General features: G+C 70.4%; 27 protein-coding genes. 9 read left to right on the forward strand and 18 right to left on the reverse strand.

The window, feature by feature from the left end; all coding sequences use genetic code 11:
* Positions 1-3 precede the first annotated feature (3 nt).
* From JMJ55_RS02480 to argH, 4 genes are read right to left on the reverse strand one after another with little or no spacing between them, the layout of a single operon-like run.
* Positions 4-417: a Rieske (2Fe-2S) protein gene (locus tag JMJ55_RS02480; protein ID WP_202823898.1), complete on the reverse strand. Its 414-nt coding sequence runs from the start codon at positions 415-417 to the stop codon at positions 4-6.
* Positions 418-458: 41 nt separating this feature from the next.
* Positions 459-1,340, reverse strand: a complete 882-nt coding sequence (locus JMJ55_RS02485; RefSeq protein ID WP_202823899.1) for an MBL fold metallo-hydrolase — start codon at positions 1,338-1,340, stop codon at positions 459-461.
* Positions 1,341-1,391: 51 nt separating this feature from the next.
* The gene (locus JMJ55_RS02490; RefSeq protein WP_202823900.1) at positions 1,392-1,553 is read right to left on the reverse strand and encodes a hypothetical protein; all 162 of its coding nucleotides are present in this window, start codon (positions 1,551-1,553) and stop codon (positions 1,392-1,394) included.
* A complete protein-coding gene (gene argH / locus JMJ55_RS02495; RefSeq protein ID WP_328702559.1) occupies positions 1,550-2,944 on the reverse strand; it encodes an argininosuccinate lyase in 1,395 nt (464 codons plus the stop codon). The genes JMJ55_RS02490 and argH overlap by 4 nt, the downstream gene beginning before the upstream one ends.
* 1 nt (position 2,945) lies before the next feature.
* Between argH and JMJ55_RS02500 the strand changes: the two genes are divergently transcribed.
* Positions 2,946-3,521 carry a TlpA family protein disulfide reductase gene (locus JMJ55_RS02500; RefSeq protein WP_202823901.1) on the forward strand — a complete coding sequence of 192 codons (576 nt, stop codon included), beginning with the start codon at positions 2,946-2,948 and terminating at the stop codon, positions 3,519-3,521.
* Positions 3,522-3,523: 2 nt separating this feature from the next.
* On the opposite strand, the gene JMJ55_RS02505 is transcribed toward JMJ55_RS02500, so the two are convergent.
* The 7 genes from JMJ55_RS02505 to JMJ55_RS02535 all read right to left on the reverse strand — a co-directional run bounded on the left by JMJ55_RS02505 (position 3,524) and on the right by JMJ55_RS02535 (position 10,780).
* Positions 3,524-4,498, reverse strand: a complete 975-nt coding sequence (locus tag JMJ55_RS02505; protein ID WP_202823902.1) for a Bug family tripartite tricarboxylate transporter substrate binding protein — start codon at positions 4,496-4,498, stop codon at positions 3,524-3,526.
* A gap of 62 nt (positions 4,499-4,560) precedes the next feature.
* Positions 4,561-5,292 carry a hypothetical protein gene (locus JMJ55_RS02510; protein WP_202823903.1) on the reverse strand — a complete coding sequence of 244 codons (732 nt, stop codon included), beginning with the start codon at positions 5,290-5,292 and terminating at the stop codon, positions 4,561-4,563.
* Complete coding sequence (locus JMJ55_RS02515; RefSeq protein ID WP_202823904.1) at positions 5,289-6,374, reverse strand: malate/lactate/ureidoglycolate dehydrogenase; 1,086 nt, start codon at positions 6,372-6,374, stop codon at positions 5,289-5,291. Before JMJ55_RS02515 ends, JMJ55_RS02510 begins: the two co-directional genes overlap by 4 nt.
* A 32-nt stretch (positions 6,375-6,406) precedes the next feature.
* The gene (locus tag JMJ55_RS02520) at positions 6,407-7,510 is read right to left on the reverse strand and encodes an ABC transporter ATP-binding protein (protein WP_202823905.1); all 1,104 of its coding nucleotides are present in this window, start codon (positions 7,508-7,510) and stop codon (positions 6,407-6,409) included.
* A 9-nt stretch (positions 7,511-7,519) separates the two neighbouring features.
* Positions 7,520-8,416, reverse strand: a complete 897-nt coding sequence (locus JMJ55_RS02525; RefSeq protein WP_202823906.1) for a carbohydrate ABC transporter permease — start codon at positions 8,414-8,416, stop codon at positions 7,520-7,522.
* Positions 8,416-9,357: a carbohydrate ABC transporter permease gene (locus JMJ55_RS02530; RefSeq protein ID WP_202823907.1), complete on the reverse strand. Its 942-nt coding sequence runs from the start codon at positions 9,355-9,357 to the stop codon at positions 8,416-8,418. Before JMJ55_RS02530 ends, JMJ55_RS02525 begins: the two co-directional genes overlap by 1 nt.
* 61 nt (positions 9,358-9,418) lie before the next feature.
* On the reverse strand, positions 9,419-10,780 hold the full coding sequence (locus tag JMJ55_RS02535) for an ABC transporter substrate-binding protein (RefSeq protein ID WP_202823908.1): 1,362 nt from the start codon (positions 10,778-10,780) through the stop codon (positions 9,419-9,421).
* Positions 10,781-10,971: 191 nt separating this feature from the next.
* Here JMJ55_RS02535 and JMJ55_RS02540 point away from each other — a divergent pair, with 191 nt between their 5' ends.
* From JMJ55_RS02540 to JMJ55_RS02550, 3 genes are read left to right on the forward strand one after another with little or no spacing between them, the layout of a single operon-like run.
* Positions 10,972-11,262, forward strand: a complete 291-nt coding sequence (locus tag JMJ55_RS02540; protein WP_202823909.1) for a hypothetical protein — start codon at positions 10,972-10,974, stop codon at positions 11,260-11,262.
* A 43-nt stretch (positions 11,263-11,305) separates the two neighbouring features.
* Complete coding sequence (locus JMJ55_RS02545; RefSeq protein ID WP_202823910.1) at positions 11,306-12,292, forward strand: threonine ammonia-lyase; 987 nt, start codon at positions 11,306-11,308, stop codon at positions 12,290-12,292.
* A complete protein-coding gene (locus JMJ55_RS02550; protein WP_202823911.1) occupies positions 12,289-12,933 on the forward strand; it encodes a DUF1345 domain-containing protein in 645 nt (214 codons plus the stop codon). Before JMJ55_RS02545 ends, JMJ55_RS02550 begins: the two co-directional genes overlap by 4 nt.
* 19 nt (positions 12,934-12,952) lie before the next feature.
* Here JMJ55_RS02550 and JMJ55_RS02555 read toward each other — a convergent pair whose 3' ends face one another.
* A complete protein-coding gene (locus tag JMJ55_RS02555) occupies positions 12,953-13,159 on the reverse strand; it encodes a hypothetical protein (RefSeq protein ID WP_202823912.1) in 207 nt (68 codons plus the stop codon).
* Positions 13,160-13,227: 68 nt separating this feature from the next.
* The gene (aceA, locus tag JMJ55_RS02560; RefSeq protein WP_202823913.1) at positions 13,228-14,568 is read right to left on the reverse strand and encodes an isocitrate lyase; all 1,341 of its coding nucleotides are present in this window, start codon (positions 14,566-14,568) and stop codon (positions 13,228-13,230) included.
* Between the two features lie 145 nt (positions 14,569-14,713).
* On the opposite strand from aceA, the gene JMJ55_RS02565 reads away from it, so the two are divergent.
* The 3 genes from JMJ55_RS02565 to JMJ55_RS02575 all read left to right on the forward strand — a co-directional run bounded on the left by JMJ55_RS02565 (position 14,714) and on the right by JMJ55_RS02575 (position 17,558).
* A complete protein-coding gene (locus JMJ55_RS02565; protein WP_202823914.1) occupies positions 14,714-16,114 on the forward strand; it encodes a helix-turn-helix domain-containing protein in 1,401 nt (466 codons plus the stop codon).
* Positions 16,115-16,286: 172 nt separating this feature from the next.
* Positions 16,287-17,006, forward strand: a complete 720-nt coding sequence (locus tag JMJ55_RS31880; protein WP_202823915.1) for a cold-shock protein — start codon at positions 16,287-16,289, stop codon at positions 17,004-17,006.
* A gap of 105 nt (positions 17,007-17,111) precedes the next feature.
* Positions 17,112-17,558: an RrF2 family transcriptional regulator gene (locus tag JMJ55_RS02575; protein ID WP_202823916.1), complete on the forward strand. Its 447-nt coding sequence runs from the start codon at positions 17,112-17,114 to the stop codon at positions 17,556-17,558.
* A 9-nt stretch (positions 17,559-17,567) separates the two neighbouring features.
* Here the strand turns inward: JMJ55_RS02575 and JMJ55_RS02580 are convergent, their stop codons facing one another.
* Genes JMJ55_RS02580 through JMJ55_RS02595 form a run of 4 tightly spaced genes read right to left on the reverse strand, consistent with a single transcriptional unit; the run spans position 17,568 to position 20,059 of the window.
* On the reverse strand, positions 17,568-18,173 hold the full coding sequence (locus tag JMJ55_RS02580; RefSeq protein ID WP_202823917.1) for a 2-hydroxychromene-2-carboxylate isomerase: 606 nt from the start codon (positions 18,171-18,173) through the stop codon (positions 17,568-17,570).
* A 1-nt stretch (position 18,174) separates the two neighbouring features.
* Positions 18,175-18,690, reverse strand: a complete 516-nt coding sequence (locus JMJ55_RS02585) for a GNAT family N-acetyltransferase (protein WP_202823918.1) — start codon at positions 18,688-18,690, stop codon at positions 18,175-18,177.
* Positions 18,687-19,322: a 3-oxoacid CoA-transferase subunit B gene (locus tag JMJ55_RS02590; protein ID WP_202823919.1), complete on the reverse strand. Its 636-nt coding sequence runs from the start codon at positions 19,320-19,322 to the stop codon at positions 18,687-18,689. The genes JMJ55_RS02585 and JMJ55_RS02590 overlap by 4 nt, the downstream gene beginning before the upstream one ends.
* Positions 19,319-20,059, reverse strand: coding sequence for a CoA transferase subunit A (locus JMJ55_RS02595; protein ID WP_202823920.1), 741 nt, complete (start codon positions 20,057-20,059; stop codon positions 19,319-19,321). Before JMJ55_RS02595 ends, JMJ55_RS02590 begins: the two co-directional genes overlap by 4 nt.
* Positions 20,060-20,151: 92 nt before the next feature.
* Between JMJ55_RS02595 and JMJ55_RS02600 the strand changes: the two genes are divergently transcribed.
* Positions 20,152-21,273, forward strand: coding sequence for a mandelate racemase/muconate lactonizing enzyme family protein (locus JMJ55_RS02600; RefSeq protein WP_202823921.1), 1,122 nt, complete (start codon positions 20,152-20,154; stop codon positions 21,271-21,273).
* A gap of 129 nt (positions 21,274-21,402) precedes the next feature.
* Here the strand turns inward: JMJ55_RS02600 and JMJ55_RS02605 are convergent, their stop codons facing one another.
* On the reverse strand, positions 21,403-22,140 hold the full coding sequence (locus JMJ55_RS02605) for a cyclase family protein (RefSeq protein ID WP_236033321.1): 738 nt from the start codon (positions 22,138-22,140) through the stop codon (positions 21,403-21,405).
* A 69-nt stretch (positions 22,141-22,209) separates the two neighbouring features.
* Between JMJ55_RS02605 and JMJ55_RS02610 the strand changes: the two genes are divergently transcribed.
* Positions 22,210-23,172, forward strand: coding sequence for a Bug family tripartite tricarboxylate transporter substrate binding protein (locus JMJ55_RS02610; RefSeq protein WP_202823922.1), 963 nt, complete (start codon positions 22,210-22,212; stop codon positions 23,170-23,172).
* The last annotated feature ends 75 nt before the right edge of the window (positions 23,173-23,247 follow it).

The following is a 23,247-nucleotide window of genomic DNA, read 5'->3' on the forward strand; positions in this document are numbered from 1 at the left end:
CGATCAGATCTCCACCAGGATGTATTGGCCATCGACCGAAACCGGGAAGGTCTCGGCGACGAAAGGGCCCTTGGCCAGCGCCTCGCCCGGCTCGACGCTCACGGGGTAGCTGCGGGCGCGGATGCTGTCGGGGTCGCAGTAACTCTGGCCGGTGCGGATGTCGAACTCCCAGCCATGCCAGGAACAGGCGAGCATCTCCTGCGGCCGCGAATATTCGTAGCGCCCCGGCTCGGAGGAGCGGACGAGGCCGGTGAGGCGGCCGGCGCAGAGGCTGCCGCCCTCATGCGGGCAACGGTCCGAGAGGGCGAAATACTCCTCGCCGAGGCGGAAGAGGGCGATCGGCCGTCCCCGCACCTCGACCAGCTTGCGCCCTCCCGGCGGAATCTCGCCGACCGCGGCAACGACATGGCGTGCCAAGCCTTCCTCCCCTCCAATCGGGTGGAGGAAGGCTAGCCCCATCAGGCGGCGCTCGCCACCTGCCGATCTTGGGCCGCGGCGGGCGCATTCCCCTGCCAGACCGCCATCGCCACATATTCGACCGGGTCATGGGTGCAGAAGACGGCGAGGGAGCTGTCTGGCTCGGCCAGCAGGCTGCGCAGCCGCGCCTGGTTGGCCCAGGCCAGCCGCGCATCCCAGGCCATCACCCGCTCATAGGCCGCGGCCCCCGGCGGGCAGCCGGGGAGGGGGGAGTGGATCTCGGCGCGGTTGAAGTAGCTGTCCGCCGCATGCAGCATCCAGCCGCGCGGGCCCTCGATGGCGACGCCGGCATGGCCCGGCGTATGGCCCGGCAGCGGCACCAGCAGGAACTCCGGCGGCAATCCTTCCATCTCGGTCACCGCATCGAAGCCGAACCAGCGGCCGCTGGTCCGGTCGGAATAGAGCTGCCAGCGCCGCGTATCGCCCCATTGCGCCGGGCGGTAGCGCATGCGGTCGAGCCAGGTTGGCCGGCTGCGCGCCCGCTTCGCTTCCGACTCCATCAGGTGGACGGTGGCATGCGGAAAATCGACCAGCCCGCCGGCATGGTCGAAATCGAGATGGGTCATGATGATATGCCGGACATCATGCGGCGAATGGCCCAGCCGGCGCAGGTGCCGCAGCATGGTGCGGTCGGGGTCGAAGCGGAAGCGCAGCAGCGCCGTATTCACTGCCGGCAGCCGCGACCAGGGCCGCGCCATGTCCCGGAGGCCGAGGCCGGTATCGACCAGGACGATGCCGTCCCTGTCGGTCTCGATCGCCAGGCAGTGGCAGCTCAGCCGGCCGACCGCGCCAGGACTGGCGCCATCCATGAGGGCGCCGCCGAACGGTCGGGCGGGGCCGCAATCGAGGTGGTGAATCCGCATGCCGTGTCCTCCTGCGCGGAGGAACGGCCGGGGATCGGGCGCGGTTGCGCCCTAGCGGGAGTTGGTTTCGCCTGCCACTGGCGGCGGCGGAGGCTTCGGATAGGCGCGGGGGTAGATGAGCTGCTCCCTCGGCCCCGGCGCATGCGGCGGCCCGGCCCGGCCGCAGCCGAGGAGCGGCAGCAGCGCCAGCAGGGCCAGCAGGGGGCGGATCACGCCAGCCGCTCCCGCCACTCGGCCGCCATCCGCCGGACATTCTCGGGCGCGGTGCCGCCATAGCAGGCGCGGGAGGCGACCGAGGCCTCGACGCTCAGCACGCCGAAGACGCCGTCGGTGATGCGCGGCTCCTCGGCCTGCATCTCGGCCAGCGTCAGGCCCGCGAGGTCGGTGCCCTTGGCTTCGGCCTTGGCGACCAGCCGGCCGGTGACGTGGTGGGCATCGCGGAAGGGCATCTTCAGCTCCCGCACCAGCCAGTCGGCGAGGTCGGTCGCAGTGGAGAAGCCGGCCCCCGCCGCTTCCCGCAGGCGCGCGGCATCCGGCTTCATGTCGCGGACCATGCCGGCCGTCGCGGCGAGGCAAAGGGTCATGGTCTCGGCCGCGTCGAACAGGCCTTCCTTGTCCTCCTGCATGTCCTTGCCATAGGTCAGCGGCAGGCCCTTCAGCACCGTCAGCATGCCGATCAGCGCGCCCATCACCCGCCCGGTCTTGCCGCGCACCAGCTCGGCCGCATCCGGATTGCGCTTCTGCGGCATGATGGAGGAGCCGGTGGTGAAGGCATCCGAGAGCTTGACGAAGCCGAAATAGGGGCTGGTCCAGATCACCACCTCCTCGGCGAAGCGGCTGAGATGGGTGGCGCACATGGCGCAGGCGAAGAGGAATTCGGCGGCGAAGTCGCGGGAGGCAACGGCGTCGAGGCTGTTGCGCGTCGGGCCGTCGAAGCCGAGCGCCTCGGCCGTCATGTGCCGGTCGATCGGGAAGCCGGTGCCGCAGAGGGCGGCGGCGCCGAGCGGGCTCTCGTTCAGCCGCTTCCGGCAATCGGCCAGCCGCCCGCGGTCGCGGGACAGCATCTCGACATAGGCCAGCATGTGATGGCCGAAGGTGGTCGGCTGGGCCGGCTGGAGATGGGTGAAGCCCGGCATCACCGTCCCCGCCTGCGCCTCGGCCTGCTCAACCAGGGCGCGCATGACATCCTCGATCTGGCCGGTCAGCCCGTCGATGGCATCGCGGACCCAGAGCCGGACGTCGAGCGCCACCTGGTCGTTCCGGCTGCGACCGGTATGCAGGCGCTTGCCGGCCTCGCCGATGGCTTCGGTCAGCCGCGCCTCGATATTCATATGGATGTCTTCGAGGGCTTCGTCCCAGGGGAAGTCCCCAGCCTCGATCCGCGCCGCGATGGCTTCCAGCCCCTGCCGGATCGCCGCCTCGTCCGCACTTGAGATGATCCCGACCCGGGACAACATGGCGGCATGGGCGAGGCTGCCGCGGATGTCCTGGCGCCACATCTTGCGGTCGAAGCCGATCGAGGCGTTGATCGCCTGCATGATGGCGGAGGGACCGGCGGCGAAGCGGCCGCCCCATTGGGAGTTGCCAGGGGTGGGATTTGACACGATGGCTGCGCTTTCCGGACTGCCTGCGACCCGCCGGGCGATCGCCCTGGCGGCGGCCGGGACCCTAGCGGGCGCGGCCTTCGGGCGCAAAGCCCTCGCGGCCGGGCTGGCGGAGTCAGGCCCGAAGCCGCTACCGGAATTCGGCTTCACCGATGCCGAGGGCAAGCCGCACACACTCGCCGACTTCGCCGGCAAAGGGCTGCTGATCAATCTCTGGGCCACCTGGTGCCCGCCCTGCGTGGCGGAGATGCCCGCCCTCGACCGCGCCCAGGCGGCGCTGGCGGGGGAGGGAGTGGTGATCCTCGCGCTCTCCTCCGACCGCGGTGGCAAGGCGATGGTCGAGCCCTTCTACCGCGACAAGGGGATCCGCCAGCTCGGCCTCTGGCTCGATCCGCGCGGGGCGGCGAGCCGGGCGCTCGGCGCCCGCGGCCTGCCGACCACGCTGGTGGTGGATCGCCAGGGGCGCGAGAGGGCGCGGGCGGAAGGCGACCAGCCCTGGGATTCGCCGGCCATGCTGGCGGCGATCCGGCGGCTGGTCGGTCCGGCCGCCACGCCTTCGGATCAGCAGAAGACCTAGGCTCAGGGCTCCAGCTTCACCCCGGTCCGCTCCACCACGACCCGGAACTTGGCGACCTCGCGCTCCAGGAACGCCCGCGCATCGGCCGGGCCGTTCGGCGCCGTCCAGGCATCGACGCCGGCCGTCAGCAGCCGCTGTTGCAGCGCCGGCTCGGCCAGTGAAGCGGCCAGCGCCCGGTTCAGCGCCGCCTGCACCGGCGCCGGCATGCCGGGCGGGCCGAGGATGATGTTCCAGGTGGCGATGTCGTAGCCGGGCACGCCCGCCTCGGCGAGCGTCGGCAGGTCGGGGAAGGAGGGGAAGCGGCGGTTGCCCGTGACCGCGATGCCCCGCACCATCCCGTCCCGCACCTGCTGCGCGGCGGAGGCCAGCACGGCGATGCCGAACTGCCCCTCGCCCTGGAAGATCGCCGTCAGCATCTGCCCGCCGCTGCGATAGGGGATGTGGACGAATCGGGTCTTGAGGTCGAGCGCCAGCATCTCCGGCGCCAGATGCACGATCGTGCCAACGCCGGAGGTGGCGTAGGCGTATGTTTCCGGTGGGGCGGAGCGCAGCCGGGCAAGCACTTCGGACGCCGTGGTGGCTGGAAAGTCCTTGTTCACGATCATCAGCAGCGGCGCGGTGCCGATGACGCCGAGATGCGAGAAATCCGTGATGGGATTGTAGCGCGTGCCGCCCACCAGCGCCGCCGGGGCGATGGCGTGGGAGGAGCTCTCGACCAGCATGATGGTGTGCCCATCCGGCGCCTGCCGCCGCAGCCATTCGCTGGCGACAATCCCGGCGGCGCCGGGCCGGTTCTCCACCACCACCCGTGCCTCGGGCCCGAGATTGGCGGCCAGCCGGTCCGCCAGCAGCCGGGCAGCGATGTCGGTCGACCCGCCCGGGGCATAGCCTGTCGCCAGGGTGATGGGACGATCGGGGAAGGCCCATGCCGGCGCGGCGGCGAGGAGCAGCAGCAAGGCAAGCAGCAGGCGGCGCATGGATCGTATCCTCGGCTTCGTTGCCGGGGAGACTAGCCGGACGTGCCGCCGCGGCAAGCGGCTCAGATGGTCGGCGTGCGTCCCGCCACCGGCCCCATCAGCCCGAGATCGATCGCCACCCGGTAGACCATGGCGGCGAAGCCGGGGCTGCGCGCCAGCGCCGCGAGGCGGAGCCGCGCCGCCGGCTCGGCCACCAGCCGTTCCAGCGCCGGCCCTTCATCCGGCAGGGGCTGCGTGGGGATGACCGGGCCGCGCCCCGGCGGCGTGCCCAGCAGCAGCCGCTCCACCGCCCGGGAATCGAGCGAGACCACGGCGCCGCAGGTCATCGGCAGGTCCTCCTCGGGTCGGGCGATGCGGGCGCCGATCAGCGCGCCGGGCGCCCGGCCGCGATCGAGGAAACGGTCCCAGATCACCAGAGGCTCGCCATCCGGGAAGCTCTCGGCCCGGACCCCGCCTTCGGGATGCGGGCCGAGGATGCGCCAGAGGCCGAAGGGGGCGGTGGCGAGCGCCCCCAGCATCCGGTACTCCTCGCTGCTCGGCACCGGCGCCTCGGCCTTGGCTTGGCGGTCGATGCCGCGGCCATGCCCGCCCAGCGGATCGAGCACGCCGAGATCGAAGACCACGGCGAGCTGCATCTCATCCGACGGCGCCACCTGCTTGCCGTCCCAAAGCGAGAGGGCGCGCGCCTGCTGGGCGAGGCTCGCCAGCGGGATGCGCTGCGAAGCCTCGGTCAGGATGCGCCGGCGGATGGCGGCGTAGCGGCCATAGCGGGCCGCGGCGGTCGCGTCGCTCAATTCGGCACAGTCACGCCGAGCTGGCGGGCGCATTGCACGATGCCTGCCCAGGTATCCGGCTGCAGCGGCACGCCATTGGCCAGGCGCTCGGCCTTCAGTCGCGCCTCGGTCTCGCCGGGCGCCAGCACCTCGCCGCCCGGGGCGGCGGGGCGGCAGGACTTCACCCAGGTGACGTAATCCTCGGCGGTCTTCTTGAACTCCGCCTCGGTGCCGAAATGCTGCGGCGAGATGTAGATCGAGAGCATGCCATTGGCGATGCGGCCGCGGGCGTCGATCGGGCCGGAACAGCCACCGCCGGTGAAGGCGCCGGCCAGCAGCTCGCACATGAAAGCGAGGCCGCTGCCCTTGTGCTCGCCGAAGGCGCGGATGGCGCCGAGGCCGTTGGCCGGGCTGCGCGGCCCCACCTGCTCATACTCGCCATAGAGGGTATGCGGGTCGCCCGAGAGGCGGCCATCCGGTTCGATCAGCGCATCCGGCGGCAGCGCCTTGCCGCCATTGGAGGCGACCAGCACCTTGCCCTCGGCGACCAGCGAGGTGGCGAAATCGAGCACCACCGGCGGGCTGGTCGGCACGCCGACCGAGAAGGGGGCGGTGGAGAAGCGCCGTTCCGTCCCGCCGAAGGGCGCGACCAGCACGCTGCCGGCGACATTGACGAAATGGATCGAAATCAGCCCGGCGGCGATCGCCTGTTCGGCATAGGCGCCGATGCGGCCGACATGGCCGGCATTGCGCAGCGCGACGATGGCGGTGCCGTGCTGCCGGGCGCGGTCGATGCCGAGCGCCACGGCCTGCGGCGCCACCGTCTGGCCGAAGCCGAAATGCCCGTCGAGCACGGCGAAGGCGCCGCCATCGGTGACGATCTCGGCCTGCTGGCCGGCCACCACATAGCCGGCCTGCTGCCATTCGACATAGCGCGGCACGCGGGCGACGCCATGGCTGTCATGCCCGGCGAGATTCGCGCCGAGCAGGTGCTCGGCGATGCGGTCCGCCTCGGCCGCGTCGCAGCCGGAGGCACGGAAGATATTGCCGACGAGGGCGGTGAGGGGGCGGGCGCCGATCAGCACCGGTTCATAGCTTGCCATGCCCCGATCCTACCGCGCGCCCGGCGCCCCGGCTACAGGACGAGGTCGGTCTTCGGGTCGATCAGATGCATCTGATCCATGTCGACAGCCATGGCGGCGAGCTTGCCCGGCGCGACCTCCACCGCCGGGTCGAAGCGGGCGCAGATCTCATGCCCCTCGACCCAGAAATGCAGCAGCGTCTCCATTCCCATCGGCTCGACGACTTCGGGGGCGGCCTCGAAATGGGCGATGTTCGGCCGGTGCTCATTCGGGTGCGGCTCAGTCAGGTGCTCCGGGCGGATGCCGAAGAGCAGGTCCCGCCCCAGATGGGCCGCATAGCGGGCGGTGCGGGCGGCCGGAACCGGCAGCACTGCCCGATCCGTCATTCGGACGACGAGGCCTGAGCCGGCCTCTTCCAGCCGGGCGGGAATGAAATTCATTGACGGGCTGCCGATAAAGCCGGCGACAAAGCGCGTCCGCGGATGATGGTAGAGCTCCTGCGGCGGGCCGACCTGCTCGATCTTGCCGTGGTTCATCACCACCACGCGGTCGGCGAGCGTCATCGCCTCCACCTGGTCATGGGTAACATAGACGGTCGTGGTACGGACGGTCTGGTGGACCTTCTTGATCTCGGTCCGCATCTGCACGCGCAGCTTGGCGTCGAGATTCGACAGCGGCTCGTCGAAGAGGAAGACCTTCGGGTCGCGCACGATGGCACGGCCCATGGCGACGCGCTGCCGCTGGCCGCCCGAGAGCGCCTTCGGCTTGCGGTCGAGCAGCATGCCGATATCGAGGATCCTCGCCGCGTTCTCGACCCGGCGGCGGATCTCCGCCTTGTCGAATTTCCGCAAGGTCAGGCCAAAGGCCATGTTGTCGTAGACGGTCATGTGCGGATAGAGCGCGTAGTTCTGGAACACCATGGCGATGTCCCGGTCGCGCGGCGGCACGTCGTTGACGATGGTGCCGCCGATATCGATCTCGCCGCCGGAGATCTCCTCGAGCCCCGCGATCATCCGCAGCGTGGTCGATTTCCCGCAGCCGGAGGGGCCGACCAGCACAACGAATTCATGGTCGGCGATGTCGAGGTCGATCCCCTTCACCGCCTGGACGCCGCCCTCGTATTCCTTGACGATCTTGCGGAGATGCACCTGTGCCATGGCGGGGCCTTATCCCTTCGTCGCACCGGCGGTCAGGCCGGCGATGTAGTAGTCCATCAGGAAGGCGTAGACGACGACCGGCGGCAGCGCCGCCATCAGCGCCCCGGCCATGATCTGGCCCCAGGCAAAGGTGTCGCCGCGGATGAGCTGCGAGACGACGCCGATGGTCAGCGGCATCTGGTCCGGCGTGGTGACGAAGGCGGTCGGGTAGACGAAGGCCGCCCAGGAGACGGTGAAGGCGAAAATCGTCGCGGCGATGATGCCGGGCAGCGCCACGGGAATGAAGATCCGCGTCAGCATCTGCATCCAGTTGGCACCGTCGATCAGCGCCGCCTCGTCCAGCTCCTTCGGGATGGAGGCGAAGTAGCCGATCATGATCCAGGTGCAGAAGGGCACCGTGAGCGTCGGGTAGATCAGGATCAGGCCCCAGATCGAGTTCAGCAGGCCGAGGCTGCCGACGATCTGATAAAGCGGGATGAACAGCAGCGTGTCCGGCACCAGGTAGGTGAGGAAGACGCCGGTCGCCAGGGCCTGGCTGCCCCAGAACTTCATCCGCGCCAGCGCGAAGGCCGCCAGCACCGAGATCACCATCGAGATGACGACGACGCAGGCGGTGATGACGACGCTGTTGACGAAGAAGCCGCGGAACAGCGGGTTGGCGATCAGCTCCATATAGTTCTCGAGCGTCGGCGCCCGGACGATCCAGGGATTGCCCGAGAGGTTCGAGATCTCGGCGCTGCTCTTCAGGCTGGTGACCAGCATGTAGAAGGGCGGCGCCAGGAAAGTGATCGCCGCCACGATGAGCGAGGCATAGGCGGTCCACAGCGCCCAGCGCCGCTCGGCGCGCAGGCTGCCGAGCTTCCGCCCGGTATAGGAGGCGGGGACGGGGGCGGCGCTCGCCGACATCACATCTGCTCCTTGTTGCGGCGGTTGATGCCGCGCAGGATGAAGAAGGCGAAGACCGCCAGCACCGGGAACATGAAGAGGCTGACCGCCGCACCGCGCGGCAGGTTGCCGGAGAGGATGCCGACCTGGAATGCATAGGAGGCGAAGACCTGCGTCAGGTCGCGCGGCCCGCCATTCGTGAGCACCCGGACGATGTCGTAATTGGCGAAGGTCACGATCAGGCTGAACAGCACGGTGATCGAGATGATGTTCTGCATCATCGGCAGCGTCACATAGCGCAGCCCCTGCCAGCCGGTGGCGCCGTCGATGGCGGCGGCTTCGTAGAGCTGGTCCGGCACCGATTTCAGCGCCGCCAGATACATGATCATGAAGAAGGGCGAGCCGTACCAGACATTGACCATGATGACCGAGAGCCGCGCCCACCAGGGCTCGCCCAGCCAGGGCACGGCCGGCACCGCAAAGATGCTCAGCAGCCAGTTGATCGAGGAATAGGACGGGTCGAACATCCACCACCAGCCGAGCGTGGACAGCGCCGGCGGGATGACCCAGGGCACCAGCAGCATGCCGCGCCACTTGCGCTGCCCCTTGGCCGGGATGTGGTGCAGCATATGCGCCAGCCAGAAGCCGATCAGCGCCTTCAGCACCACGGCCCCGACGGCGAAGATGCAGGATTGCCAGATGACCGCGCGGAAGGTGTCGTTCTCCAGCAGCAGCTCGAAATTGCCGAGGCCGATATTGGCCGTCATCCGCCGGTTCAGCGTCGAGAGCCACATGGCATAGCCGGCCGGATAGACCACCAGCCCACCGATCAGCGCGATCAGCGGGAGCGTCATCAGGAAGGCGATGGTCGATCGCCGTCGGGCGAAGCGTTGCAGACCATTGGCGCGGCCGGTCGAGGCCGATGCCGGTACGCCGGCGACGAGGGTGCCGTCCGCGGCCATGCGCGATACTCCTGGAATCACCGAAAGGGGCGGGCGGCCGGGGCCGCCCGCCTTGGTATCGTCAGCCGCCGCGGACGATCGTGTTCAATTCACGTTCCAGCCAGCCCAGCGCCTGATCCACCGTGTCGCCGCCCTGGGCAACCCGGGCGATGACCTTGGTGTTCAGCGCCTGGACATACATCTGGGCGGCGAATTCGCCGGGCGCCGGGGCGAAGGCGATGGAGGGCTTCGCCTTGTGGTGCGGCTTCAGCGGGTAGTTGTAGACCGTGCCGGTCGGCGGGCCCTCGGTCTCCCAGATCTTGAAGTCGCTCATGCTGGCGAAGGGCGGGATGTCGTAGCCGCTGGTCTTGCTGGTCAGCGCCTCGGCCGAGGACCGCTCGGAGAGGAATTCCAGCAGCGCCTTCGCCGCCGTCTTGTTGCGGCCGAAATTCCAGATGCCCGAGGTCCAGGGCAGATAGGCGAGGAACCGCCCCTCCGGCCCGGCCGGCATCGGGATGGTCCAGCACTTCTCGGCCACCTGCGGCTGGTCGCGCTTCGCCACCGCCCAGGCGGAGGGCGGGTTGAAGACCAGTGCCGACCTGCCGGAGATCAGCGCCCGGTTGTTCGAGGCGTCGTCCCAGGCCCAGACATCATTCGGCAGCGCCTTCGACAGGCGCACGGCATATTCGATGACGGTGCGGAGCTTCTGGTTGCCGCGGACGGTGACCTTGCCCTTCTCATCCATCATGGAGGCGCCGTAGCTCAGGAACAGCGCACCCACCCAGTCCACGGCATCCGAGAAGGCGCCGAGCGGCAGGCCGAAGGAATAGCCGGCCTTGTGGCACTTCTCGGCCGCGGTCAGGAAGGTGTCCCAGGTCCATTGGTCGGCGCCCGGCCCGGCCTCGCCGCTGGCCGGCCACATGGCGCGCACATCAAGCCCGGCATGTTCCTGCATCAGGTCGAAGCGGACGCAGGCCGGCTTGTTCTGGGTGCCGGAGACGGCGGGAACGCCGCGCCAGGCGCCGTCGCGCTTCGCCAGGTATTCCGCAACCTGGTTGATCGGGCCGTATTTCGCGATGAGGCGGTTGATGACGTCGTCCACCGGCTCCAGCACATTGGCATAGGTGCCGACATCCCAGGGGGCGAGGGAGATGATGTCATGGCCGCTTTTCGACTGGGCCTGGGCGGCACCGGCGAGCTGAAGCTGGTTGCCGGTGGTGTTGATGAAGTCCAGCGTCACATCGACGCGGTTCTTCTCGCTCCAGTCCTTGACCAGGGCGCGCATCGCGTCGTTGCCGGTCGGGACCCAGTGATCCCAGAAGGCGACCCGCAGACTGCCGCCCGTCCCCTGGGCATGCACCATCGGCGCCCCGAGAGCGCCCGCCGCAACCACGCCGGCACCCGCGCGCAGTGCCCCGCGCCGGGTCATTCCCTTGACTGCCATCCTTGTCGTCCTTCCCCAGCGGGCTTCGGTTCAGCCCGCACCATTCCCTGTCGCGGACCTGTCCCGGCCCCGGCCCGCAGGTTAGGCATCTCCGCCCCCGGCTGACAACGGGGGAGGAACGGAACTGCCGGGAACGTGGGGTTCGGCCGGCCGTTTGGGGCGGGCATCGCAGCCAAAAGGAACCCTCGAGGATGCGCACCATCACCGGCCTGTTCGATTCCCGCGCCGAGGCCGAGCGCGCCGTCGAAACCCTCGTTCAGCACCTCGGCTATGAGCGGGAACGGATCCAGGTCCAGGCCGCCGGGGCCGAGAATGTCTCGGCCCACACCACGGATCGCCGGTCCGAGGACCATCACGGCTTCCGCAGCGAAGGCGGCGGCGCCGGCATCCTGGTCACCCTCCTCGTGCCCGAGGAGAAGGCCGAAGAGGCGTTGCAGGCCTTGCGCGAGAACGGCAGCAAGGGCGGCGATCCACAGGCCTGATCCCCGTCTTGCGGTTGCCGGGCAGGGGGGCGAGCATGCGTGCATGGAACCCGCCCCACTGCCCGGCTTCGCCGATGTCGAGGCCGCCGCCGCGCGCCTCGCCGGCCGCGTTACCCACACCCCCCTCCTGCGCCACCCGCTGCTCGATGAACTGAGCGGCGGCACCATCCTGGTGAAGCCGGAGCCCTTGCAGCGCACCGGCAGCTTCAAGCTGCGCGGCGCGACCAATGCCGCCTTGCTGCTGGGGCCGGAGGCGCGGCAGGGCGGGGTGGTGACGCATTCCTCGGGCAATCACGGCCAGGCCCTGGCCTGTGCGGCGCATATGCTCGGCCTGCCGGCGTTGATCGCCATGCCGGCCGACGCACCCGCCATTAAGGTCGAGAGCACGCGCCGCTGGGGCGCCGCGATCCATCGCTTCGACCGCCATGCCGAGGACCGGGAGGCGCTGGCAGTGCGGCTGGCGGCGGAGCGAGGCGCCACGGTCATCCCGCCCTTCGACCATCCGCATGTCATCGCCGGGCAGGGTACCGTGGCGCTGGAGTTGATCGAGGATGCCCGGGCCGCCGGCTTCCGGCCGGAGCTGCTGGCCGTCTGCACCGGCGGCGGCGGGCTGATCGCCGGCTGCGCCCTGGCGGCCGAGGCGCTGGCGCCGGGCACCGAGCTCTGGGCGGCGGAGCCGGAGGGCTGGGACGACACTCGCCGCAGCCTGGAAGCCGGCGAGCGCCTGCCCGCCGAGGGCGGCGACGGATTCTGCGATTCGCTGCTCTCGCGGCAGCCGGGCGTGCTGACCTTCGCCATCAACCGCCGCCTGCTGGCCGGTGGCGTGGCGGTGACGGCGGCGGAGGTGCTGCGTGCCATGCGCTTCGCCTTCGACCATCTGAAGCTTGTGGTGGAGCCGGGCGGGGCAGTGGCGCTGGCCGCGCTGCTGGCCGGCAAGCTGCCGGCGCGCGGCCGCTGCTGCGGCATCGTGCTGAGCGGCGGCAATGTCGATCCAGCGGTCTTCGCCCGGGCGCTTCAGGCCGCGGCGTGATCCCAGCCGGGCTGCGCCGCCGCCCGATCCTGGCCGCGGCGGCGCTGCTCGGACTGGCGGTCGGACTGGGCTGCCGGCTGTTCGGCATCAGCGGACCGAGCGCGGTGCTGTTCGGCTGGTGCGCCGCGGTGCTCGGCCAGGCCATCCCGACCTTCGCCCTGATGCGCCGCGCCACGCCGCAATCCATCCGCCGCCGGGCGGAGCAATTGGACGAAGGCGAGACGGGCGTGTTGTTCGCCAGCCTCGCCGCCGCCATCGCCTCGCTCGGCGCCGTCCTCTGGTACCTCGATGCTGCCGAGGGCAAGCCGGGCGGAGAGCAGGTGGCGCTGGCCCTGCTGACCATCGCCCTGTCCTGGGGCTTCGTGCATCACCTCTTCGCGGTGCGCTACGCCCATGAATACTGGCAGATGGGCGGCGCAGGGCTCGATTTCCCGAAGGGTCCGGAGGGTGAGGGGCCGCCCGAGTTCAGCGACTTCCTCTATTTCGCCTTCACCGTCGGGATGACCTTCCAGACCTCGGATGTGGCGGTCAGCGCGCGGCTCCTGCGCCAGCTGACGCTGATCCATGCGCTGGTCGCCTTCCTGTTCAATGCGGTCATCCTGGCGGCCGCGGTGAACCTGGCGGCCGGGCTTTTTACCTAGGGCCCGGCCGCCCGGCGTCTCAGCCATGGGCCATCCGACCGCGCTCGGAACAGGCCCAGCCATGGGAATGGACCAGCCCTTCGTCATGGGCATCGTCATCCGGCGCATGGACGATGAGGCCGGGCGGGGCGGCAGGCATCGGCTGGTCGTCGCCGCGGAAGGGCATCGGCTCGGTCGCCCAGTGATGGGAATGGACCAAGCCGTCGTCATAGAGGTCGTCGGGCATGGGAAGGCTCCTCTTCTCCGGGGATGGGTGGGGGAGGGGACCTGCGCCGCGGCACAGGGCCCCGGGGCTTACTTCGCCGGCACCGGCTCCTGGTCGTGGAACTGCGCCGCCTCGGTGCTGGTCGCCAGCGCCGTGGTGCTGGACTGGCCGCCGCCCGCCGCGGTGGCGACCGCGTCGAAATAGCCGACGCCCACTTCCCGCTGGTGGCGGATGGCGGTGAAGCCCTCCGCCTCGGCGGCGAATTCCGCCTGCTGGAGCTCGGAATAGGCGCCCATGCCGCGGTCCTTGTAGCCGCGTGCCAGCTTGAACATGCTGAGGTTCAGGCTGTGGAAGCCGGCCAGCGTCACGAACTGGAACTTGTAGCCCATGGCGCCCAGCTCGCGCTGGAAGCGCGTCGCCGCCTCGATGCCCATCTTCCGCTGCCAGTTGAAGCTGGGCGAACAGTTATAGGCCAGCATCTTGCCGGGGAATTCGCGCTGGATCGCCTCGGCGAAGTCGCGCGCATCCTGGAGGTCGGGGTCGGAGGTCTCCCACCAGAGCAGGTCCGCATACGGCGCGTAGGCCAGGCTGCGGGCGATGGCGTACTGCTTGCCCATCCCCGGCTTGATCCGGAAGAAGCCTTCCGGCGTGCGATCCGCGGTGATGAAGGGCCGGTCGCGCTCGTCGATATCGGCGGTGAGCAGCTGCGCACTCTCGGCATCGGTGCGGCAGAGGAGGACGGTCGGCACGCCCTCGACATCGGCGGCGAGGCGGGCGGCGTTCAGCGTGCGGATGTGCTGCTGGATCGGCACCAGAACCTTGCCGCCGAGATGGCCGCATTTCTTCTCCGAGGCCAGCTGGTCCTCGAAATGCACGCCGGCGGCGCCGGCATCGATCATGGCGCGCATCAGCTCATAGGCGTTGAGCGCGCCGCCGAAGCCGGCCTCGGCATCGGCGACGATCGGCGCCATGTAATGGGTGTCGTCGCCCCCATTCTTCCCATTTGCGCCCTCCTGCACCGCGATCTGGTCGGCGCGGCGCAGCGCGTTGTTGATACGGCGGATCACATTGGGGACGCTGTCGACGGGATAGAGCGACTGGTCCGGATACATGGTGCCGGCGGTGTTGGCATCCGCTGCCACCTGCCAGCCGGAGAGATAGATCGCCTGCAACCCGGCCTTCACCTGCTGCAAGGCCTGCATGCCGGTCAGCGCACCGAGCGTGTTCACATAGGGCTCGGATTTCAGCAGCTGCCAGAGCCGCCGCGCGCCACGATCCGCCAGGGTGTGCTGGATACGGAAGCTGCCGGCGAGCCGGGCGACATCGGCCGGCGTGTAGTCGCGGCGGATGCCGTCGAAACGGCCGGGCTCCGGCCGGTCGCCCCCGAAGCTGCCATCGGGCGCGAAGCAGGGGCTGGGTGTCTGGCGCATGGGTCTCTCTCCGTCCTGTCTGTTCGTCGGACGAGTGAATAATTCACATTGCGGGAGCGAAGTTCAGCGCTTAAACACCGGATGAGCGGCAAACCGGTCGCTGTTGTTACAGAAAATCTGTGAAAACAGTAAAAGGCTGTGAAGCATGACGCGACCGCTGATCGGCCGGACCATCCGGCGCCTGCGGCAGGAGAAGGGGCTGGCGCAGCAGGCGCTGGCCGCCCGGCTCGGCATCTCGGCCAGCTATCTGAACCTGATCGAGCACGATCAGCGCGCTGTCACCGCCTCGCTCCTCATCAAGCTGACCGAAGCCCTGCAGGTCGATATCGCCGCGCTCTCGGGCATCCGCGAGAAGGCGCTGGAGACCGGGCTGCGCGAGGTGCTGTCCGACCCGCTGCTCGGGCTGGATGAGGTGCCGGAGGAAGAGGTGGCGCTAATCGCCGGCAGCGCGCCGCAGGCTGGCCGGGCGATGCTGGCGCTCTACCGCGCCTGGCGCGTGGCGTGGGAGGATTCGGGGGGCATCGCCCTGCCGACCGGCCGTCGCCTGCTGCTGCCGACCGAGGAGGCGCGCGACTTCGTGCATGACCGCGCCAACCATTTCCCCGCGCTGGAGGCGAAGGCCGAGGCCATCGCTGCCGAGATGCGCACGACGCTGCCCGCGGAGATGAACCATGCCGTGGCGCAGCGGCTGCGCGAACGGCATGGGCTGACCGTCATCGTCGGCCCGCTGCCCGGGGCACTCCGCCGCTACGATCCGGCCGGGCGGCGGCTCGAACTCTCGGAGGCCCTGCCGCGCGAGAGTCGCGGCTTCCATCTGGCCTTCCAGCTCATGCTGCTGGAGGCGGGGGAGGCGGTGCAGGCCGCGCTCGGCGGCTTCGAGCCATCGAGCGCGGAGGCGGCGGCGCTGATCCGCATCGGCCTGCTGAACTACGCCGCCGGCGCGCTGCTGATGCCCTACGACGCCTTCCTCGCCGCGGCGCGCGGCCTGCGCCATGATGTCGAGGCGCTGGCCGCACGCTTCGGCACCTCCTTCGAACAGGCCTGCCACCGCCTGACCACCTTGCAGCGGGAGGGTGCGCGGGGCCTGCCCTTCTTCTTCCTGCGCGTGGACCCGGCCGGGAATGTGGACAAGCGCTTCAGCGCCGCCGGCTTCCCCTTCGCCCGGTTCGGCGGCAGCTGCCCGAAATGGATCGTCCACCACGCCTTCGCCACGCCGGGCACGGTGCGGGTGCAGCTGGCCCAGCTGCCGGATGGCGCCGCCTTCCTTTGCTTCGCCCGAACCGTGCAGGGCGCGCCGACCCGCTGGGGCGAGCCGGCGGCGGTGCAGGTCGTCGCCATGGGCTGCGACATCGCCCGCGCGCCGGAGGTGGTCTATGGCGATGGGCTGGACCTGGAGAAGGCGATGGTCGGGATCGGCCTGTCCTGCCGGCTCTGCGACCGGCTGGATTGCCGCAGCCGCGCATTTCCGCCGCTCGAGCATCGCCTGGCGCTCGATCCGCTGGTGACGACGGCGGCGCCCTACCAGTTCAGCACCCCGAAACGGTAGCGCGCACGGATTTCTGGCCTTGTCATCACCTTGACGCCCATCTGCCCCTTGACCGCGAGGCGCTGTGCCGCGACCTTTGCGACTTGCCTGACCTCGGCCCGCAAGGTGCCGAGGTGGCAGGCCGTGCACCAAGGAAGGGGCATGGCCGTAGGAGCACCGAAGAGTTTCCGATATGGCCAAGAACGAGAGCTGGCGCCCCCGTAAGCCCCGCAAGCGCGGCTTCGACGACGACACACCCGACTTCCCGGGCGGCTGGGCCCCACCGCCGCCCAGCTTCTCCAGCGGCGGTCCGCCGATGTCCCGCTCACCTTCCGTCTTCGCCTCCGGTCCGGAGCTGAAGGCCACGGTGAAGTGGTTCAACCCGGAGAAGGGCTTCGGCTTCGTCGAGCTCGGCGACGGCTCGGGCGATGCCTTCCTGCATGTCTCCGTGCTCCAGCGGGCCGGCAGCGATGCGGTGAACCCGGGCGCCGGGCTGCGTGTCCGCGTCGGGCCCGGCCAGAAGGGCCAGCAGGTTACCGAGGTCATCGAGATCACCAGCCCCGGCGAGGCGCAGGCCCCGCGCAGCGGTGGCGGCATGGCCGGCGGCTATGGGGCCGGCGGTGGCGGCGGGGGTGGCTTCGGCGGCCCGCGTCCGCCCCGTGCCCCGGGCGGCGGCGGCGGTGGCTTCATGCCCCAGGGCGACGCGCAAGAAATGCGCGGCACCGTCAAGTGGTACAGCCCGGAGAAGGGCTTCGGCTTCGTCTCCCCCGAGGGTGGCGGGCGCGATGTCTTCGTCCATGCCACGGCGCTGGAGCGTAGCGGCCTGACCCCGCTGGCCGAGGGCCAGGCGGTGGTCATGAAGGTCGTCCAGGGCAAGAAGGGGCCGGAAGCGGCCACCCTGACCCGCGACTGATCCGGAATGCCCGGGCCGCCCCTGCGGCCCGGGTCTTGCCGGCCGGCGCCGCCCGGCATATCACGGTCCCAGGGCGTTGAATCGCGCCCCTGGGAGATCGTTCGAATGCTGTTGCGGCGCGAAAGGGCGATGACGGCCATCGCCATCATGCTCGATGTCGCCTTCCATGCCGGCCGCAGCGAGGCGGTGAGCGCCGCCGATATCGCCGAACGGCTCGGCCAGGCGCGGCGCGGCATCGAACCCGTTCTCCAGGCCTTGTCCCGCGCCGGTCTCCTCGACAGCATCCGCGGCCCGAAGGGCGGCTACCGGCTCGGCCGGCCGCCGCGCGACCTGCGCCTGGCCGAAATCGTCGCCACCGCCCTCGACGAGGATGCCGCGCCGGAGACGCCTCAGGGCCGGCTCCAGGCTGCCGTGGTCGCGCCGCTCTGGGGCGAGCTGGAGGGGCTTTGCCGCGACCACCTCGCCCGGCTGAGCGTCGCCGACCTGATCAAGCGGGCCGCCGCCGCCGGGGTGAAGCGCCCGGTGACGGAGCCGCTGAACTTCGTGATCTGAGCCGGGGCCTCAGCCCCGCGCCAGCCGCTTCGCCACGAATTCCAGCCGGTCCTGGCCCCAGAACATGTCATCCCCAACGACATAGGTGGGGGCGCCGAAGACGCCGCGGGCCAGGGCCTTTTCGCTATCGGCAGCGCGCATTTCCGCCCAGCGCGGTTCCCGCCCCAGCGCCAGCACCGCCGGCCCATCCAGCCCGACCTCCCCGATCAGCCGGCCCAGCACGACGTCGTCGCCCGGGTCGAGCTCATCCTCCCAGCAGGCCTTCAGCACGCGATGCGCCAGACGGATGGCGGGGGCGTCGCCCATCGTCTCCCGCACCGCGATCACGCAGGTGGCGGCCGGCAGCTCCTTGGCCGGGAAGTGCTTCGGCTGGATCTGGATCGGGATGCCGAGATGGTCACGCCAGCGCGCCAGCTCCTGCAGTCGGTAGGCCTGGCGCTGCGGGCTGCGCTTCGGCAGCGGCAAGCCGCCCGAGCCGGCGAAGATGGTGCCGAAATCGACCGGCCATATCCGCAGGGAGGCGCCGTGCTGCGCCGCCAGCGCCTCGATCCGCGCGGCGCCGAGATGCGTCCAGGGCGAGTTCAGCGAGGCGTAGTAGTCGATATGCAGGGCCATCTTAGTCCTCCCGCGATGCCAGCCACTCCTCGCGGCGCAGCGCATGGCGAAGGTAGCGGCCGGCGCGCTCCCGCGCCACCAGCCCAAGCTTGGCCGCGACGCGGAGCGAGGCGGCATTCTCCGGGTCGATCCCGGCGATGATGGCGGGCAGGCCCAGCGTCATGAAGCCATGCCGCAGCAGCGGCGCTGCGGCCTCGGTGGCGATGCCCCGTCCCCAGGCGGCGCGGCGGAGGCGCCAGCCGATCTCGATGGCCGGCCCCTGCGCATCCTCCGGGATCAGCAGCACCCAGCCCAGGAATTCGCCCGCCCGCTCGATGGTCCAGTAGCCGAGGCCGGGCGGCCAGGGCCCGCGCGTCCGCGCCTCGATGAAGGCGCGGTGGTTGGCTTCCTCGCCCCAGGGGCCGTCGATGAAGCGCGTCACCTCCGGCTCCCGGTCCATGGCGAGGCAGGCTTCGGTATCCCCTGGCCGGCGCGGCCGGACCAGCAGCCGCGCAGTCCGGAAGACCGGCTGGTTCACCCCGGCAGCAGCGGCGCGCCGGTCGCTGTCTGCGCCGCCTCGAAGCTGACGCCCGGCGCCAGCTCCCGCACCGCGAAGCCCTCGCCCGCCGGGGCGAAGAGGCCGAGATTGGTGGCGACCAGCGTCACCACGCCACGCGCCGTCACCGGCAGGCTGCATTGCCGCAGCAGCCGCGGCTCGCCCTTCCGTGTCGTGTGTTCGAGGATGATGAAGACCCGCTGTGCACAGGCGGCAAGGTCCATGGCGCCGCCGATGCCGCCGCCGAGCTGGCCGGCCAGCTTCCAATTGGCGAAGTCGCCACTGGCGGCGACTTCATAGGCGCCCATCACCGTCACGTCGATCCGGCCGGAGCGGATGATGCCGAAGCTGTCGGCATGGTGGACGATCGCCGCGCCTGGATTCAGTGAGACATTCTGCCCGCCGGCATTGACCAGATGCAGGTCTTCCTGCCCCGCCGGCAGCACCGGGCCATAGCCGATGACCCCGTTCTCGGCGTGGTAGAGGATGTCGCGGTCGCCGATATCGGTATTGCTGCACAGCGTCGGGATGCCGACGCCGAGATTGACGATCCAGCCATCCTGGAACTCCCGTGCCAGGCGGTCGGCCATCTGCTGCCTGTCCCATCCGCTCATCGCGCGCGCTCCTGCCGGCGGGTCGTCCAGAGTCCCTCGGGCGCCGGCGGGATCGGCACCAGGCGATGCACGAAGATGCCGGGCAGGTGGACCTGGTCGGGGTCGATCGCGCCGGCGGGGAGGACCGGCTCCTCCACCTCGACGATCGTGGTCCGCGCCGCCATCGCCATCAGCGGGCAGAAATTCCGCTGCGAGAGCCGGAATTGCAGGTTGCCCGCCGCATCGGCGCGCCAGGCGCGGATCAGCGCGACATCGCAGGGCAGGGCGTATTCCAGCAGGTATTCCCGGCCATGGATCACGCGCGTCTCGCGCCCCTCGGCGAGTTCGGTCCCGACCGCGGTCGGGGTGTAGAAGGCGGGGATGCCGGCGCCGGCGGCGCGCAACCGCTCGGCGAGCGTGCCCTGCGGCACCAGCTCCGCCTCCACCTCGCCGCGTTCGTAGAAGGGGGTGAAAGGCAGCACATCGGTCGGCCGCGTCGCGGCGGTGAAGGCGCAGATCACCTTTGCCACCTGCCCATTCTCCACCAGCATCCCGATATCCGGCATGCGTGGCTGATGCGCCCCGCCGGTGGTATTGGCGATGCAGGTGAGGCGCTTCGCCCCCTGCGCCAGCAGAGCCCGCGTCAGGTTGTAGGGCGTGCCCGGCCCGGCGAAGCCGCCGAAGGCGACCGCCGCGCCATCCGGGATATCCGCCACCGCTTCGGTGAAATTGCCGAAGACCTTGCTTCGCTGGCCCATGCCGTTCCTCCCGCAGCCTTGCCGGCAGCCTCGCCCAGCCGCGGCCCGGCGTCCAGCTTGCGGCGCCCGCCCCGGCATGCTGCGCTGCACCGATGCCCGCATCACTCCGCCTCGCCGCCGTCGAGCCCTGGCCGCTCGCCCTGCCGCTCCGCCACCCGATGCGGCTGGCGAGCGAGACCGTGGCGGTGGCCGAGACGCTGCTGGTCCGCATCATGGACGAGGATGGCCAGGAGGGCTGGGGCGAGGCGAGCAGCGCCCCCACCATGACCGGGGAGCTGCTGCCGGGCATGGCGGCCGCCGTCGCGCGCTTTCTCGGCCCCGCCTTGCTTGCCGCGCCGATCGCGGGGCCGGAGGAGGGCGCGCGCCGCCTGCACCGCGCCATCCGCGGCAACGCCGGCGCCAAATCAGCGGTGGAGACGGCGCTGCTCGACCTGATCGCCCGCCGCGCCGGCCTGCCGCTCTCGGCGCTGCTCGGGGGCGCCCGGCGCGATGCGGTGCCGGCGATCCGGATGGTGGGGGAGGCGGATCCGGCGGCGACGCTCGCCGCGGTCGGGGCCGCGGCCGGCTTCAGCCATGTGAAGCTGAAGCTCGGTATGGGTGCCTCGCCCGAGGCCGATGTCGCGCTCTGCATCGCCGCCCGCGCCCGGCTCGGGGCCGGGGCGCATCTCTCGGGCGACGTCAACATGGCATGGACGCGGGAGGAGGCGCTGCGCTTCCTCACCGCGCTGCCGTCCGGGACGCTCGACTATCTCGAACAGCCCGTGGCCGATGACGACCTGGATGGCATGGCCGCCGCGGTCGCCGCCGGCGCCTGCCCGATCTGCGTCGATGAGGGGCTGCATGGCATGGCCGATATCGCCACCCATGCCGCGCGCCGTGCTGCCGATGGCCTGGGGCTGAAGGCGATCAAGCTCGGCGGGCTACAGGCGCTGATGGTGGCCGATGCGCTGGCGCGGCGGCAGGGGCTGCGCACCACGCTCGCCTGCAAGATTGCCGAGAGCGGCATCGGCGCTGCCGCCATGGCCCATGCCGCGGCGGCGGTGGAGGAGGTCGGCTGGGGCGTCAGCCTGACCCATGGCCTGCTGGCCGAGGATGCCGTCGCCGTCTCGCCGCGCCTTGTGGGCGGGCAATGGCAGGTCCCGCCCGGGCCGGGCCATGGCGCGATGCCCGACCGCGCCCGGCTCGACCGCTATCGCTGGCGGGCAGGGGACTGACGACACCCCTCGACGCCGACCTTATGCTTGGTGTCCTTCCGCGGCTTTGCCGCGGAAGGCTTGCCGAAGCCCTGGGAGCACAGGGAATCCGGGGCCCCCGCAAAGCCGCGCAGCGGTTTTGTGGGGAGTTTAGTCCGGCAGCCAGGCCACCGCGCGGATCGGGCTGCCGCTGCCGCCCTTGATCTTCAGCGGGAAGCCGATGAAGCGGAACCGCCCCTTGCCGACGAGCTGATCCAGGTTCACCAGCCCTTCCATATGGGTGAAGCCCATGTCGCGGCAGACATGATGGACCTCGAAATTGCTGCGCCCCGGCCGGCCCGGGCTCACCGCCTCGACGCCGAACATCATGATCCCCTTCTGGCCGAGCCAGGTCGCGCTCTCCTTGGTCAGGCCGGGGAAGTCGGTGATGAAGCCCTCGGTGCCCCAGGTGCGGCGGTAGTGGTCCATATGCAGCAGGACCGTGTCGCCACGGCGGATCTCGATGCCGGCCGCCCGCTCCGCGGCCTGAAGGTCCTCGATCGAGATGTCGCTCTTCAGCGGCTTGTGCGAGAGGTCGAGGCAGACCGCCTCGGTGAAGAAATTCTCGAGCGGCATCTCATCGATGCCCTTGGCCCCCGGCCGCTCGTCGAAATGCCGCGGCGCATCGACATGGGTGCCGGAATGGTCGCCCATGTTCAGCGAGGTGACCGCCGAGGAGAAGACATAGCCATCCGCCTCCCGCTTCTCCTCATGCGTGGTGAAGTCGGAGATGATGACCATGGGATGGTTCGGCAGGCGCGGCATCTTGTGGGTGATGTCGCGCGACAGGTCGATCAGCGGCATGGCGGGCCCTTCCGTCGGGAAGCGGCGAGTATGGGCGCCGGGCATCGCCTGTCCAGCCGCGCTGGCACCGGCATTGCATCACCCGGAGCGCCCAAGGGGAGAGGCCTCGACCTCATGCTGCAACGTCTCGCGCTGCTCGTCTGCCTGATCCTGCCAGCCGCCGTGGCGGAGGCGCAGACCTTCCCGGACCGGCCCATCCGCATCATCGTCCCGATCAATCCAGGCGGCGGCACCGATATCTTCGCCCGCAAGCTGGCCGAACTGGCGGCGCCCGAACTCGGCCAGCCGGTGGTGGTGGAGAACCGCCCCGGCGGCAGCGGCACCATCGGCGTGCAGCATGTGGTGGATGCGCGGCCGGACGGGTACACGCTCGGCTTCCTGCTCAACACGCCGGTCACCGCGGCGCCGCATACGCTCGGCACCCGCTACGGGCCGGAGAGCTTCACCTCCATCCTCAGCGTCGGCCATTCCGCCTATACGCTCTGCGCCCAGCCGGGCTTTCCGGCCAACACCCTGCAGGAGTTCATCGCCGCCATCCGCGCCCGGCCCGGCGAATACACCTGGGGCAATGAGGGCCTCGGCGGCGCCATGCATCTCGGCGTGGAGCGGATCCTGCGGCGGCTCGACCTCTCGATGACGACGGTGCCCTTCCAGGGCGCCGGCCAGACCCTGCCGGCCTTCCTCGGCGGCCATATCACCTTCTATGGCGGCTCGGTCGTGGGGGCGATGCCGGCGGTGCGGGCGGGCACCGCCAAATGCCTGCTGCTGACGACGGCGGAGGACCATCCGGCCCTGCCCGCTGCCTCCGGCCTCGGCAGCCTCGGCCTCGCTGACCATGCGATAACCATCTGGTGGGGTCTTTTCGCCCCCAACGGCATCCCGGCCGACCGGCTGGACCGCATCGCCGCCACCTTCCTCAAGGCTGCCCGGTCGGAAGCTTTCGGCCAAGTGGTGGAGAGCCAGGGCGCCACCTGGCGGGTGGAGGAGGGGCCGGCAATGGCGGCGCAGATCCGGGCCGAACATGCCGCGCTGGGTGGGGTCGCCCGCGATCTCGGCCTGGCCAAGCCGTCGCGTTGACGCCGCCCTGCATGGCTCGGCTGCGATAAGCCCGGGCCTGCATTCGCCGCTGCTTTGCTGTAAGCGCCCCCAAAC

The organism is Belnapia mucosa (assembly GCF_016775475.1).
GTDB classification, from domain to species: Bacteria; Pseudomonadota; Alphaproteobacteria; order Acetobacterales; family Acetobacteraceae; genus Belnapia; species Belnapia mucosa.

What these genes read in the sequence shown, in the direction of transcription:
- JMJ55_RS02500 (WP_202823901.1), top strand. Translation starts at nt 2,946, where the DNA reads ATGGCTGCGCTTTCCGGACTGCCTGCGACCCGCCGGGCGATCGCCCTG.
- JMJ55_RS02605 (WP_236033321.1), bottom strand. Translation starts at nt 22,140, where the DNA reads ATGCCCGGCGCCCATACTCGCCGCTTCCCGACGGAAGGGCCCGCCATG.
- JMJ55_RS02595 (WP_202823920.1), bottom strand. Translation starts at nt 20,059, where the DNA reads ATGGGCCAGCGAAGCAAGGTCTTCGGCAATTTCACCGAAGCGGTGGCG.
- JMJ55_RS02575 (WP_202823916.1), top strand. Translation starts at nt 17,112, where the DNA reads ATGCTGTTGCGGCGCGAAAGGGCGATGACGGCCATCGCCATCATGCTC.
- JMJ55_RS02545 (WP_202823910.1), top strand. Translation starts at nt 11,306, where the DNA reads ATGGAACCCGCCCCACTGCCCGGCTTCGCCGATGTCGAGGCCGCCGCC.
- JMJ55_RS02600 (WP_202823921.1), top strand. Translation starts at nt 20,152, where the DNA reads ATGCCCGCATCACTCCGCCTCGCCGCCGTCGAGCCCTGGCCGCTCGCC.
- aceA (WP_202823913.1), bottom strand. Translation starts at nt 14,568, where the DNA reads ATGCGCCAGACACCCAGCCCCTGCTTCGCGCCCGATGGCAGCTTCGGG.
- JMJ55_RS02540 (WP_202823909.1), top strand. Translation starts at nt 10,972, where the DNA reads ATGCGCACCATCACCGGCCTGTTCGATTCCCGCGCCGAGGCCGAGCGC.
- JMJ55_RS02565 (WP_202823914.1), top strand. Translation starts at nt 14,714, where the DNA reads ATGACGCGACCGCTGATCGGCCGGACCATCCGGCGCCTGCGGCAGGAG.
- JMJ55_RS02520 (WP_202823905.1), bottom strand. Translation starts at nt 7,510, where the DNA reads ATGGCACAGGTGCATCTCCGCAAGATCGTCAAGGAATACGAGGGCGGC.
- JMJ55_RS02610 (WP_202823922.1), top strand. Translation starts at nt 22,210, where the DNA reads ATGCTGCAACGTCTCGCGCTGCTCGTCTGCCTGATCCTGCCAGCCGCC.
- JMJ55_RS02505 (WP_202823902.1), bottom strand. Translation starts at nt 4,498, where the DNA reads ATGCGCCGCCTGCTGCTTGCCTTGCTGCTGCTCCTCGCCGCCGCGCCG.
- JMJ55_RS02535 (WP_202823908.1), bottom strand. Translation starts at nt 10,780, where the DNA reads ATGGCAGTCAAGGGAATGACCCGGCGCGGGGCACTGCGCGCGGGTGCC.
- JMJ55_RS02485 (WP_202823899.1), bottom strand. Translation starts at nt 1,340, where the DNA reads ATGCGGATTCACCACCTCGATTGCGGCCCCGCCCGACCGTTCGGCGGC.
- JMJ55_RS02580 (WP_202823917.1), bottom strand. Translation starts at nt 18,173, where the DNA reads ATGGCCCTGCATATCGACTACTACGCCTCGCTGAACTCGCCCTGGACG.
- JMJ55_RS02530 (WP_202823907.1), bottom strand. Translation starts at nt 9,357, where the DNA reads ATGGCCGCGGACGGCACCCTCGTCGCCGGCGTACCGGCATCGGCCTCG.
- JMJ55_RS02590 (WP_202823919.1), bottom strand. Translation starts at nt 19,322, where the DNA reads ATGAGCGGATGGGACAGGCAGCAGATGGCCGACCGCCTGGCACGGGAG.
- JMJ55_RS02515 (WP_202823904.1), bottom strand. Translation starts at nt 6,374, where the DNA reads ATGGCAAGCTATGAACCGGTGCTGATCGGCGCCCGCCCCCTCACCGCC.
- JMJ55_RS02525 (WP_202823906.1), bottom strand. Translation starts at nt 8,416, where the DNA reads ATGTCGGCGAGCGCCGCCCCCGTCCCCGCCTCCTATACCGGGCGGAAG.
- JMJ55_RS02555 (WP_202823912.1), bottom strand. Translation starts at nt 13,159, where the DNA reads ATGCCCGACGACCTCTATGACGACGGCTTGGTCCATTCCCATCACTGG.
- JMJ55_RS31880 (WP_202823915.1), top strand. Translation starts at nt 16,287, where the DNA reads ATGGCCAAGAACGAGAGCTGGCGCCCCCGTAAGCCCCGCAAGCGCGGC.